This window comes from Brevibacterium oceani, assembly GCF_013623835.1.
GTDB classification, from domain to species: domain Bacteria; phylum Actinomycetota; class Actinomycetes; order Actinomycetales; family Brevibacteriaceae; genus Brevibacterium; species Brevibacterium oceani.
Genome location: NZ_JABKDE010000001.1, coordinates 656,916 through 669,852 on the forward strand (window position 1 = coordinate 656,916; position 12,937 = coordinate 669,852).

The 12,937-nt window shown below is 67.2% G+C and carries 11 protein-coding genes; 5 read left to right on the forward strand and 6 right to left on the reverse strand.

The window, feature by feature from the left end; genetic code table 11:
• Positions 1-138 precede the first annotated feature (138 nt).
• The 3 genes from rsmA to HK401_RS03060 are packed head-to-tail and all read left to right on the forward strand — an operon-like array spanning position 139 to position 2,665.
• Positions 139-999: a 16S rRNA (adenine(1518)-N(6)/adenine(1519)-N(6))-dimethyltransferase RsmA gene (rsmA, locus tag HK401_RS03050; RefSeq protein ID WP_181273176.1), complete on the forward strand. Its 861-nt coding sequence runs from the start codon at positions 139-141 to the stop codon at positions 997-999.
• Complete coding sequence (locus HK401_RS03055) at positions 996-1,946, forward strand: 4-(cytidine 5'-diphospho)-2-C-methyl-D-erythritol kinase (RefSeq protein WP_181273178.1); 951 nt, start codon at positions 996-998, stop codon at positions 1,944-1,946. Before rsmA ends, HK401_RS03055 begins: the two co-directional genes overlap by 4 nt.
• Entirely contained in the window at positions 1,943-2,665 is a 723-nt protein-coding gene (locus HK401_RS03060) for a FadR/GntR family transcriptional regulator (RefSeq protein ID WP_309135896.1), read from the forward strand. Before HK401_RS03055 ends, HK401_RS03060 begins: the two co-directional genes overlap by 4 nt.
• A 48-nt stretch (positions 2,666-2,713) precedes the next feature.
• On the opposite strand, the gene HK401_RS03065 is transcribed toward HK401_RS03060, so the two are convergent.
• Entirely contained in the window at positions 2,714-4,117 is a 1,404-nt protein-coding gene (locus HK401_RS03065) for a GntP family permease (protein WP_181273180.1), read from the reverse strand.
• Positions 4,118-4,173: 56 nt separating this feature from the next.
• Complete coding sequence (locus tag HK401_RS03070) at positions 4,174-4,716, reverse strand: gluconokinase (RefSeq protein WP_181273182.1); 543 nt, start codon at positions 4,714-4,716, stop codon at positions 4,174-4,176.
• Between the two features lie 119 nt (positions 4,717-4,835).
• Here HK401_RS03070 and gnd point away from each other — a divergent pair, with 119 nt between their 5' ends.
• Complete coding sequence (gene gnd / locus HK401_RS03075; protein WP_373563635.1) at positions 4,836-6,386, forward strand: NADP-dependent phosphogluconate dehydrogenase; 1,551 nt, start codon at positions 4,836-4,838, stop codon at positions 6,384-6,386.
• A 151-nt stretch (positions 6,387-6,537) separates the two neighbouring features.
• Positions 6,538-7,680, forward strand: coding sequence for a pyridoxal-phosphate-dependent aminotransferase family protein (locus HK401_RS03080; RefSeq protein WP_181273184.1), 1,143 nt, complete (start codon positions 6,538-6,540; stop codon positions 7,678-7,680).
• 169 nt (positions 7,681-7,849) lie between these two features.
• On the opposite strand, the gene HK401_RS03085 is transcribed toward HK401_RS03080, so the two are convergent.
• The 4 genes from HK401_RS03085 to HK401_RS03100 all read right to left on the reverse strand — a co-directional run bounded on the left by HK401_RS03085 (position 7,850) and on the right by HK401_RS03100 (position 12,910).
• Positions 7,850-8,899, reverse strand: coding sequence for a homocysteine S-methyltransferase family protein (locus HK401_RS03085; protein ID WP_181273185.1), 1,050 nt, complete (start codon positions 8,897-8,899; stop codon positions 7,850-7,852).
• Between the two features lie 136 nt (positions 8,900-9,035).
• Positions 9,036-10,559 carry an acyltransferase family protein gene (locus HK401_RS03090; RefSeq protein ID WP_181273186.1) on the reverse strand — a complete coding sequence of 508 codons (1,524 nt, stop codon included), beginning with the start codon at positions 10,557-10,559 and terminating at the stop codon, positions 9,036-9,038.
• Positions 10,560-10,659: 100 nt separating this feature from the next.
• Entirely contained in the window at positions 10,660-11,010 is a 351-nt protein-coding gene (locus HK401_RS03095; RefSeq protein ID WP_181273188.1) for a TraR/DksA family transcriptional regulator, read from the reverse strand.
• Between the two features lie 52 nt (positions 11,011-11,062).
• Positions 11,063-12,910 (reverse strand): ABC-F family ATP-binding cassette domain-containing protein, encoded by a 1,848-nt coding sequence (locus HK401_RS03100; RefSeq protein ID WP_181273189.1) that lies wholly within the window; start codon positions 12,908-12,910, stop codon positions 11,063-11,065.
• Between the last annotated feature and the right edge of the window lie 27 nt (positions 12,911-12,937).

Sequence of the window (12,937 nt, forward strand, 5' to 3'; positions counted from 1 at the left end):
GTCCGCACGGACGCGGGCCGGTCCGTGTGCGCTGGTGCGGGACGGTCCGTCCGCGCAGATGCGGCCCGGCCCGTCTGCCGCCGAACCGCCGGACGCGCGGTGATTGTGCCAGACGGACAGTGCTGTAAGTTGTTGGCTGTGACGTTACTGACCGCCCGCGACATCCGCGAACTTGCCGCTGACATCGGTCTGCGCCCGACGAAGCAGAAGGGGCAGAACTTCGTCATCGACCCCAATACCGTGCGCTCGATCGTCACCGCCGCCGGCCTCGAAGATGCTTCGAACGTCGTCGAGATCGGGCCGGGCCTCGGCTCGCTCACCCTCGGCCTCCTAGAGGCCGGGCACAGTGTCACCGCCGTCGAGATCGACGACGTGCTCGCACAGAAGCTGCCGAGCACCGTGGACAAGTACGCCGGTGCCGAAGCCCCATTCGCCCTGGCCAACGCCGATGCGCTCAGGGTCACCGAGCTGCCGGCTCCGAACAACCCTGACGCTCTCGTGGCGAACCTGCCCTATAACGTGGCCGTGCCCGTGCTCCTGCATTTCCTCGAGACCTTCCCGAGCCTGACCACCGTGCTCGTCATGGTCCAGCTCGAGGTCGCCGAGCGCCTGGCCGCCGCACCCGGCTCCCGCACCTACGGCGTCCCCAGCGTCAAGGCCCAGTGGTACGGCGATGTGCGCCTGGCCGGACGGATCGGCAAGAACGTGTTCTGGCCGGCTCCGAACATCGACTCCGGACTCGTCCGCATCGACGTCACCCGCACCGACCGTGACCCGGCAATCCGCCGACGCCTCTTCACACTCATTGACGCCGCCTTCGCCCAGCGTCGCAAGACCCTGCGGGCGGCCCTGTCCGGGTGGGCCGGGAGTGCGCAGCGAGCCGAAGAGCTGCTCACCGCCGCCGGCATCGACCCGAAGACCCGCGGCGAAGCACTCGGCGTCGCCGACTTCGAACACCTCGCAACCGTCGCTGACCCCGCCGAGAGACCCTCGACATGACGACGCGGCTGCACCCGATTTCGACGGACCCCGCCCCGGTGAAGGTGTGGGCACCGGGGAAGATCAACGTCCACCTCGGTGTGGGTGGGGCCGGAGATGACGGGTATCACGAGCTCGCGACCGTGTTTCAGGCGCTCAACCTCGGCGAGACGCTGACCCTCATTCCCGGTGGGACGCGGTCGATCATCGTCCAGGGCCGTTACGCGGATGCCGCGGTTCCCAGCGATGAGTCGAACCTCGCCCGGCGCGCCGTCGACACCCTCATCGCTGCCCTCGGGGACGGCCGGGACGTCGACGTGCTGCGCGACCTCGACATCGTCATCGACAAACAGGTGCCGGTGGCCGGTGGAATGGGCGGGGGGTCGGCGGACGCGGCCGCCGCGCTCGTCGGCGCCGCCCACCTCATCGGGGGAGTCGATGACGACGTCCTCCACGAGGCGGCCGTGGCCGTCGGTGCGGATGTCGCCTTCCTCCTGCGCGGGGGCACGGCCATCGGCCATGGGCGCGGGGAGAGACTCAGTCCCGTCCTCACCCGCGGGACCTTCCACTGGGTGATGGCTACCTCGGCGAGTCCGTTGCCGACCCCCGATGTCTACGCCCGCTTCGACGAACTCCACCCCACACCGGTCCAGGCCGTCGTCCCTGACGAGGTGCTCACGGCGCTCGCGGCCGGCGAACCGGAGGCGCTCGCGGCCAACGCGGCCAACGACCTCACCGAGGCAGCCGTGGCCTGCATGCCCGAGATCGCCGAGGTGATGGAGGCCGGGTGCGACGCCGGTGCCCTACTGCCCCTGCTCAGCGGATCGGGACCGACGATCGGATTCCTCGCCCGCGATGCCCACCACGCACTCGACCTCGCGGTGCTGCTCCAGGCCACGCGCGGAGTCAACGAGGCCCTGCGCACGACCGGCCCGGCTCCCGGCGCGCATGTGGTGGCGGGATCGTGACGCGCAGTCCCCGCAATCTTCACGAGCACCTGCGAGACCAGGTCGGGCAGGACATCGTGGCCGGTCGACTGGCTGCGGGGACGATCGTCAAGGCCGAGGATCTGCGGGCCCGATACGACGTGTCGTTGTCCGTCGTGCGCGAAGTCGTCCGCGTCCTCGAATCACTCGGCATGCTGCGGCCGGTCAAGCGGGTCGGCCTCGTGGTGCTCGCGATGAGCGAATGGACGCTGCTCGACCCGCTCGTCATCCGGTGGCGGATGACCGAGGCCCCGGCTGGGCAGCTGCGATCGCTGACCGAACTGCGCGTGGCCATCGAACCCGAGGCGGCGGCGCTGGCGGCACGGCATGCCACGGCCGAGGTCGCCGAGGAGATCATGACCCTGGCTGCGCGGATGCGCTCGAGCGGTCGGCAGGGAGATGTCGAAGCATTCCTCGATGCCGATGTCGCCTTCCACCGGGCGGTGCTGGGCGCCGGTGGCAATGAGCTCTTCGCAGCCTTTGACACGGTCATCGGCGAGATCCTCGCCGGACGCACCGGAGCCGGTCTCATGCCGCAGTTCCCGCACCCCGATGCCCTGCAGTGGCACTTCGACGTCGCCGACTCCATCGGCCGACAGGAGCCGGACCGGGCACGAGAGGCGATGGCGAAGATCGTCGCCAAAGCCGACGACGAGATGGGCAGGGTCTGGGCCGACGAACCCCGTCACCCCGGCCGCTGAAGCCGTCCGAATCGGGACTCGGACCCCGATACAGGCTGACGACCCCGATCAGAACAGGCTGACGATCCCGTAGAGGCCGAGGCTGAACAGGAATCCGACGGTGCCGAGCAGCGTTTCGGCGACGGTCCATGTCTTCAGCGTCGTCTTCGTGTCCATGCCGAAGAAGCGCGAGACCAGCCAGAATCCGGAATCGTTGACATGGCTGGCGAAGACCGAACCGGCGGCCAGCGAAAGCACGATGGCGACGACCTGCAGGTTCGAGAAATCCGGGTTGCCCACGACGATCGGCTGCACGAGCGCGGCCGCCGTGGTCAGTGCCACTGTGGCCGAACCCTGGGCGATGCGCACGATCGCAGCGATGACGAAGCCGGCGACGATGACCGGCAGACCGAACGAGGCGAGCGATTCGGCCAGGGAGTCGCCGATGCCGCTGGCGCGCAGGACACCGCCGAACATGCCGCCGGCGCCGGTGATGAGGATGATCGAGCAGACCGGTCCGAGGGCTGAGTCGACGACGGTCTCGACGAGACTGGGCCCCTTGTTCTGCCGCCAGCCGAGCAGCCACATGGCCATGACGACGGTGATCAGCAGCGCGATCGGGGTCTCTCCGAGCAGGCGCAGGGACGCGACGAGCGTGGACTCGGTGTCGACCCAGCCGGCCTCCCCGGCGAAGTTGAGCCCGGTGTTGAGGAAGATGAGGATCAGCGGCAGGGCGAGCAGGACGATGACGTGGCCGAGCTTCGGCTTGGAGGAGAACTCGGCGAAGGCATCGTTCTTCCCGCCCGAGAGGACGTCGGGCACGGCGACGTCGATGCGCCGGCCGATGATGAGTCCGAAGAGGTAGCCGGTGAGGTACCAGGAGGGGATCGCGATGATGAGCCCGCAGATGAGGACGAGTCCGACGTTCGCCCCGAGCAGACCGGACGCGGCGACGGGGCCGGGGTGCGGGGGCACGAAGATGTGCATCGCGGAGAACGCCATCGCCGCGGGCATCGCGTAGAGGAGCAGGGAACCGCCGAGTCGGCGCGCGATCGTGAAGATGATCGGCAGCATGACGACGAGGCCGGCGTCGAAGAAGATGGGGAACCCGAAGAGCAGGGACGTCACTCCGAGTGCCAGCGGTGCGCGCTTCTCACCGAAGAGTCGGATGAGGGAGTCGGTGAGCACCTCGGCGCCGCCGGAGAGTTCGAGCATGCGCCCGAGCATCGCGCCGAGTCCGACGAGCAGCGCGACGCTGGCCAGGGTGGAGCCGAAGCCGTCGTAGAGGACATCGATGAGGTCGCCGGGGCGGATGCCTGCGGCCAGGGCAGTGAGCACGCTGACGATGACGAGGGCGATGAAGGCGTGCAGCCGCGCCTTGATGATGAGCAGGAGCAGCAGGGCGATGGCCACGGCGGCGAGTCCGAGGAGCGCCGGGGAGGACAGGGTCCAGGCCAAGTCGAGATCGGTCATTGTTCCTCTTCCTTGAGGTCAGGCGGACGGGTGGGCGGTGTGGTTGAGAGTCATGATCACAGACCGTCGGTGCTGCTGGCTGCACCGGTGCGATCGAGACGGTCGAGCGCAACGAGGACGGCGTCGAGGACCGCCGGGATCGTCTGATCGACATCGACGACGGCGTGGGCCTCCTCGACCGCGAGGGGTTCGAGCGTGGCCAGCTGTGAGTCGAGCAGGTCCGGGGACATGAACTCGTGGTCGCGGCGGGCGAGATGGTCGGCGATGACATCTCGGGGACCATCGAGGTGGATGAAGACGAGGTCGGGCGCTGCCTTGCGCAGCAGGTCGCGGTAGGAGCGTTTGAGCGCCGAGCAGGCGATGACGGGTGCCGGCTCTTGCCCGGTTTCGGCGGCCACGGAATCGAGCCAGGGGGCGCGATCGTCGTCGTCGAGCGGTGTCCCCGAGGCCATCTTGGCCTTGTTGGCCGCCGAGTGGAGATCATCGGCATCGACGAACGGGCGGTCGAGAGCCTGCGCCACCTGTGCGCCGAGGACGGTCTTGCCGGTTCCCGAGACACCCATGATGACGAGCGGCGAAGAGGAAGGGCGTTGACCCATGTCCGAAACCTCTCGATAAAATATGAGGAAAAACCTATAATCGCTTATTAAAACCGATTTATTGCACCGTAGTGCTGGTGGCGAGTGACTGTCAACAGCGCCGCTCCCAGGAAAGGGGAATGCAGATGAAAGCCGACGTCGCGGTGATCGGAACCGGTGTGATGGGGTCGAACCTGGCGCGCAACCTCGCTCGATCCTCGGGCCATAGGGTGGCGATCTACGACCGCGACCTCGCCCGCGCGCAGTCGGTGGCAACGGACTTCCCCGAGGCTGAGTTCATCGTCGCCTCGAGTCCGGCCGACCTTGCCGACAAGCTCGCCGGCCCGCGCGTGGCCATCCTCATGGTCAATGCCGGACGGGCCACTGATTCGGCGATCGCCGACCTCACCGAGGTGTTCGCCCCCGGTGACATCATCGTCGACGGCGGCAATTCGCACTTCCAGGACACCATCGCCCGCGGCAGGCGGTTGGAGGACACGAGTATCGAGTTCGCCGGCGTCGGCATCTCCGGGGGAGAGGTCGGTGCCCTGCTCGGCCCCTCGCTCATGATCGGCGGATCGGCCGCGGCGTGGGAGCGTCTGCGTCCGCTCCTCGAACCCATCGCGGCCAGGGCGGAGTCAGCGTCGGCTGACGATTCCGGTGCGGTCGCCGATTCCGAATCGCCCGCCGTTTCCGGTGCGGTCGCCGACCCTGGTGCGGCCTGCGTCGCCCATATCGGCACCGATGGGGCCGGCCACTTCGTCAAGATGGTCCACAACGGCATCGAGTATGCCGATATGCAGCTCATCGCCGAAGCGTTCACCCTCCTGCGTGACGGTCTCGGGATAGCCCCGACGGAGATCGCCGAGGTGTTTGCGCGCTGGAACGACACCGAGCTCGAGTCCTACCTCGTCGAGATCACCGCCGATGTGCTGGCCCACGTCGACGCAGCCTCGGGGCGGCCGTTCGTCGACATCGTCGCCGACGCGGCGAAGGCCAAGGGAACCGGTGCGTGGACAGCGCAGGCGGGCCTCGACCTCGGGGTTCCGGTGCCGACCATCGCCGAGGCGGTCTTCTCCCGTTCTCTGTCATCCGCGGTCGATCTGCGGGCCGAGGGCAGGCGGCTCGAGGGGCCGCGTCCCCATACTGACGCCGTCCCCGGCGGCACCGTCGCTGTGACGACGGTTCCTGATGGTGACGAGCGTGCGGCACGCATCGACGAGATCGGACGGGCTCTGCTGTTGGGCAAGGTGATGGCCTACGTGCAGGGCTTCCACGAGATCTCGGCCGGTGCGGACGAACACGGGTGGGAGGTCGACCTCGGCGAGCTCGCCTCCATCTGGCGGGCCGGGTGCATCATCCGGGCGCGCCTGCTCGATCGCATCGTCGACGCCTACGGCACCGAGGCCCGGGCTGCGACCCTGCTCGCCGATGGCTATGTCCGCGATGTCGCCGGTCGGTGTCAGGATGCTCTGCGCTCGACCGTGATCCGTGCGATCGGCCGCGGCATTCCGGTGCCCGGGCTCGCCTCGACCCTGGCCTACTACGACGGGCTGCGTACCGAGGCCGGCAGTGCGGCGCTGATCCAGGCGCAGCGGGACCGCTTCGGCTCTCACACGTATGCGCGCAAGGACCGTCCGGGAGTCTTCCATACTCTGTGGTCGGGGGATCGCAGCGAAGTCGAAATCTGATCGGTCAGCCGCCTCGGCGACGGGGATGTGAACCTCCGGGTCGCCCCGGTCAGGGGCGAGACCGGCGTCGGGCCGCCTCGGCGACGGTCGATTCGGTCTCATGCCGCGACGCCGGTGGCCGGAATGCCGAATGAGTGGCTATGTTAGAACCATGACTTTGCCACACGAAGATGTTGACCCAGACGGCCTGCTCGAATACTCGGTGGTCTTCACCGACCGCTCGCTCAATCACATGTCGAAGAGGTTCGTGTCCGTGATGCAGGACATCAACCGCATCCTGCGCTCGGCCTATGATGCCGAGTCCGTGGCCATCGTCCCCGGAGGCGGCAGCTACGCGATGGAATCCGTGGCTCGTCAGCTCGCCACCGGCAAGAAGGCGCTCATCGTGCGCAACGGTTTGTTCTCCTTCCGCTGGTCGCAGATCCTCGACGCGGGAGCCATCGCGTCGGAGACGACCGTGCTCAAGGCCTCGGCCGACAGTCCCGAGCATCAGTCGGCATGGTCACCGGCCCCCGTCGCCGAGGTGGTCGCCGCCATCGAGGCCGAGAAGCCCGATGTCGTATTCGCTCCCCACGTCGAGACCGCCTCGGGGATGCTGCTGCCCGATGACTACGTCCGGGCCGTCTCCGAGGCCGTGCATTCGGTCGGTGGCCTGTTCGTCCTCGACTGCATCGCCTCGGGGGCGATGTGGGCGTCGATGACCGACCTCGGCGTCGATGTGCTCATCTCCGCTCCGCAGAAAGGCTGGAGCGGTTCGCCTTGCGCCGGATACGTCATGTTGAGCTCGGCCGGTCGGGCCGCTGTCGAAGCATCGACGTCGACGAGCTTCGCGATGGACCTGAAGAAGTGGTTGTCGATCGCCGATGACTATGAAGAGGGTCGGACTCCGTACCACGCGACGATGCCGACCGATGCGCTCACGCACAATGTCGAGCTCATGCGCGAGACCGAGGAGCGCGGCTTCGACAAACTCGAATCGGCTCAGCGCGAGCTCGGAGAACGTGTGCGGCGGGTCTTCGCCGACCGCGGTCTGCCGTCGGTGGCCTCGGACGAGTTCGCCTCGCCGAGCGTGGTCGTTGTCCACACCGACAACCCGAAGCTGGCCACCGGAGCCGACTTCAAGGAGGTCGGGGTCCAGATCGCTGCGGGAGTGCCGCTGCAGTGCGATGAGCCCGAGGACTTCTCGTCCTTCCGCATCGGCCTGTTCGGGCTCGACAAGCTCGGTGACATCGACGGCACGGTCGCCCGCCTTGAGGCCGCACTCGACTCGATCGGCGTGACGCCCCAGGGCTGAGCGTCGACCGCGCCACAACCACTCAGCGCCCGCGTTACGTCCTAGAGGTAACCGCAACATATACACTCAGCGCCATAACCTCCCGTTCCAACGAGAGGTTATGGCGCTGACTGTATGCAGAGCAGCTGCCGGTGAGCGATGCTGCGCCGCGAGGCGGTGTCGCCCAGCCTCAGGCGGTGTCGCCGAGGGCGACGACGTTCTCGGCGAGACGTTCGTTGTCGCCGTACATGAAGTGATTGCGCATGTTCTCGGAGAACCGGCTGGCATCGGTGGTCAGGCCGACGGCTTCGGCGACCTCACGGATGTGCATCGGGGTCGCCCCGCAGCACACGCCGATGTAGTTGACGCCGAGTTCGTAGGCTTCCTTGGCGAACGCGCCGATCTCGTAGCGGTTGGTCTGCAGCGGGTCGAGCGCGGTCGGGAACGTGCGACCGTGCGGGGAGGCCACCTCGGCGCGGGGGTCCGAGAGGTTGAAGAACGTCGGCTCGTCGGCTGTGGTGCGGTAGGGGATCGGCAGGGCGCCGACGTGGCAGGACACGGCCTCACGGATCTGCTTCAGCCACGGGAGCATCGTCGCGGGCCCGCGGAAGCAGTTGAGTCCGACGACGTCGACGCCGAGCTGCTCGAGCTTCTGCGCGGTCTCGACGATCCCGACTCCGTCGGCCATCTCCTGGAACGCCATCGGTGCGAGGGTGAGGACGACGGGCAGGCCGCTGGCCTTGGCGATCTCGGCGGCGGCGATGGCCTCACCGGCGAAGTAGAAGGTCTCGCCGATGATGAGGTCGGCGCCTTCCTCGACGGCCCAGCCGACCATTTCGGCGAACATCGCGCGGACCTCGTTCTGCTTGGCCTCGTCGGCGGGGTCCCAGATGTTCGAGTTCGAGATGTTGCCGGCCATGAAGTTCCCGGGTTTGGCGTCCGCAACGGACCGGGCGATCTGCAGGGCCGAGCGGTTGAGCGGCTCGAGGAGGTCTTCCTTGCCGATGACGCGCATCTTCTCGCGGTGACCGTTGTAGGTGAAGGCCTCGACGATGTCCGAGCCGGCACGCTGGAAGTCGACGTGGAGGCTGCGCAGAGCATCGGGGAATTCGAGGGCCACCTCGGGGACGAATTCGCCGGCCGAGAGGTAGCCGCGCTTCTCGAGCTCGAAGAGGAATCCTTCGGCGCAGATCACGGGGCTCGCGTCGAGGCGTTGGGTCAGTGCGTTTGTCGCGGTCATGGGTGCTCTCCGATTCGATGGTGGGGGATCGTCCATGTCCGGGTGGCGACCCAGACCACAGAATCACACCATCAATCGCTGCGGCGATGTCCGTCACAATGACATATTCCGACGTCAGAGCCTTGAGAGGGGCGAGTCAGCGTTCGTCGTCGGGCGGGGTGCTCAGATAGACCGGCAGACGGCGGTACCGCACGGCACGCTGTGCGGCGTCGGCGGGCACCTCCTGAGTGGTCTCGTATGTGGCGTTGTTCTGCGGTACCTGATGTGTGCCCGGCAGCGGATACTGCTCGACTTGGGCAGGGGAGGTGAAGCCCTGCTGACTCGGCTGATGGTCGTCGGCGGAAGACTGGCCGTAGCCGGCGGACTGGCCGATGGTCTGCTCGTAGCCGGCGGAGTGGTCATAGCCAGCACCAGGCAGCGGCTGGACCCCGAAGCCGTGTCGACTCGGGCCGTCGCCCTCGGCGTATGCGTCACCAGGGTGCGCATAGCCGTCATTCGAATAGGACTGCGCATTACCCGAGTCGCCATAGCCGCTGCCCGGGACGACTTGCGCGTCGTCGGAGTGGGCGTACTGTGCACCCGAACCGCCCGCAGTCGCGGCACCCGCGGTCGCACTTCTTGCGCCGGAACCCTCCGCGCTGCGTCCGCCCGAACCACTGGTTTCTCGCCGCAGGAACGGGAAGGGCTTGAGGAGGAGGCCAGTGATGGTCGAGGTCCACCAGCGCAGAGCCCGCTCGAACGGCGACCAGGACAGCAGCCCCGTCCACACCACAGCAAGCGCCACGCAGATGAGCAGCACGATGGCGTCATGGAGCACATTGCGGCTGTCGTCGAGGACCGGCTGCAGGCCGCGGACGACGAAGCCGTGGAGAACATAGACGGCCAGGCTGTTCCTGCCGATCTTGGCAAGCGTGTCCTTCGTATTGCTCAGCCACGACAGGAGCGCCAGGGTCATGAGGAGTGCGCCGATGTCCATGATGAGTCGCAGACCCACACCTTCGGGCACGCCGACTTTGAAATGCGCGAAGTTGAGGCTGCCGTAGAGCCAGTTGTAATCGACCTGGTCGTGGTAGAAGTATGCGACGACCCCGAGGGCCGCGATGCTGAAGCCGAGCTTCTGCCAGATCGCGAGGCTGCCGGCCCAGCCGATGATCTGCTTGCCGTAGAGCTTGCCGATGACGAAGAAGGGCCAGAACGCCATCGTCCGCGCCGCGGAGAGTTCGGTGTCGAGGATCGGTAGCATTCCGCCGAAGAGCCCGACGACGAGTGAGGCGACGAGCATCGTGCGCGGGAAGCGTTCGATGAAGGGGACCGTGATCATCCACCACGCCATGGAGAGCAGGAACCACGTGTACCAGAACGGCCGGAGGAATTCGTAGTCGGGGTTGAGCCCGAATGCCCACATCCACACCCACATCAGCGGCAGCACCGTGGCCAGCAGGACGAAGTAGGTCAGAACCCGCTCTGCGAGTCGGTTGGACTTCGCCGTGATGCCGGCGAGGAAGACGAAAGCCGGCATGTGGAACGAGTAGATGAGGTACATCGGGGCGCCGAGAATCGGAGACTCCCACGGTCCCGTCCGTGCGAGCAGATGCCCGAGGACCACCGTGAAGATGAGGATCCCCTTGGCGCGGTCGATGCGATAATCCCGTGTTGACACGCCGATACATTACCGCACATGACCCGATAACGATAAAGGTCCGAGGTGGTCAGGCGAGCCCGGCACCCACCCCGGCGATGTGTCTCGGCCGCTCCGAGGGTCAGCCGCGGGCAGCGCAGTCGACGCACTGCGCCGCATACGGGCGGATCTCCAACCGTGCCGGTGCAATGTGCGTGCCGCAGCTCGTGCAGACACCGAATCGTCCCTCATCGATCCTGGTCAGCGCCTCGGCGATTTCATCGAGCCGATCCTGTGACTGTTCGAGCAGGGTCGCGGCCTGAGACCGTTCGAAGGCCAGCGTCGCCCCCTCCGGGTCGTGCTCGTCATCGCTGTTGTCGCCCTCGCGAGCGGCCGAGACCTCATCGATGCCCCGCGTCAGCCGGCTGATCAGCGACTGCGCATCGGCCCGCTCGGCCTCAAGCAGCTCACGGAACCGGCCCTCATCCGTCATCGTCCACTCTCTCCCGCTTCGGACTCACCTTCACGCCGCCCGTCGTCCGGACTCAGGCCTCCAGCGCCTCGGTGGCGTCGAGCCAGCGCATCTCGAGTTCGTCGAGCTCGTCCTGGGACTCTCGGATCGCCGAGGTGAGCGCACCCAATCCTTCGAAGTCCGTCTGGTCGTGGGCGGCCATCTCCTCGTGCTTGGCAGCGATCTGCGTGTTCAGCTTGTCCATCCGCCGCTCGATCGAGGCGAGTTCCTTCTTCGTCGCGCGCGCCTCGGCGCCGGTGAGCTTGGATCCGGCATCGGATCCCCCATTCGCCGAGCCGGCCACGTCGGCTCCCGCGGAAGTCCCGTTCCGACCCGAGCCCGCACTCGAACGGTTCGATGCGGAACCACCGGAGCGGGCCGCCTCGGCGCGCAGGCGCAGGTACTCCTCGACCCCACCGGGCACATGGCGCAGGCCGTGATCGAGGATCGCGTACTGCTGATCGGTGACGCGCTCGAGCAGGTAACGGTCGTGGGAGACGACGATGAGGGTGCCCGGCCACGAATCGAGGAGGTCCTCCATCGCCGCGAGCATGTCCGAATCCACGTCGTTCGTCGGCTCGTCGAGGATGATGACGTTCGGCTCGGCCATGAGCAGCAGGAGCAGCTGGAGGCGACGCTTCTGTCCACCGGAGAGTTCCTTGACCCGAGCGGACAGGTGCTCCTTGGCGAAGCCGAGCCGCTCGAGCAGCTGGGCCGGCGTGTAGTCCTTGCCCTCGATCGTGAACGACGTCTTCGATTCGGAGAGGACCTCCCTCACCCGGTCCTCGGCGATGCGGGCGAGGTCCTTGAACTGCTGGTCGAGGACGCCGATCTGCACCGTCTTGCCGCGCTTGACCCGTCCGGAATCAGGCTCGAGGGTGCCGGCGACGAGTCCGAGCAGGGTCGACTTGCCTGCACCGTTGGGACCGAGGATGCCCGTGCGCTCGCCGGGGCCGATGCGCCAGGTGACATCGTCGAGGATCGTGGTGTCTCCGAAGTGCTTGGACACGTCGAGCAGGTCGACGACGTCCTTGCCCAGCCGGGCGGTGGCCATCTTCTTCAGCTCGATGGGATTGCGCACCTCGGGCACATCGGCGATGAGCTCGTTGGCGGCCTCGATGCGGAACTTCGGCTTCGACGTCCTCGCCGGGGCACCGCGGCGCAGCCAGGCGAGCTCCTTGCGCATGAGATTCTGACGCTTGGCCTCGGTGGCCGCGGCGATCCGGTCACGTTCGACGCGTTGGAGGACGTAGGCGGCATACCCGCCTTCGAAGGGTTCGACGATGCGGTCGTGGACCTCCCAGGTCTTCGTGCACACCTCGTCGAGGAACCAGCGGTCGTGGGTGACCAGGAGCAGTGCGCCGGAGTTCTTCGGCCACCGCCGGCGCATGTGCTCGGCCAGCCAGGCGATGCCGTCGACGTCGAGGTGGTTCGTCGGCTCGTCGAGGATGAGCAGATCCCAGTCGCCGATGAGCAGGGCCGCCAGGGCCACTCGGCGACGCTGACCGCCGGAGAGGCTGGAGACCGGAGCATCCCAGTCGAGGTCGGAGATGAGGCCGGAGATGATGTCGCGGGCACGTGGGTCAGCGGCCCACTCGTGATCGGCGGCGTCCCCGACGACCGAGTAGCCGACGCTCGCCGCGTCATCGAGGTCATCGCTTTGGCCGAGCATGCCCAGACGCAGCCCGCCGCGGTAGGTGACGCGACCGGAGTCGGGTTCGACCGTGCCGGCGAGCATGCCGAGCAGGCTCGACTTGCCGTCGCCGTTGCGGCCGACGATGCCGATCATGTCGCCGGTCTCGACGCCGAGTGTCACGGAGTCGAAGACGACGCGAGTGGGGTATTCGAGGTGCAGGGCTTCGGCCCCGAGGAGATGTGACATAACGCCCTCAAGCCTAGTTCACTCGGA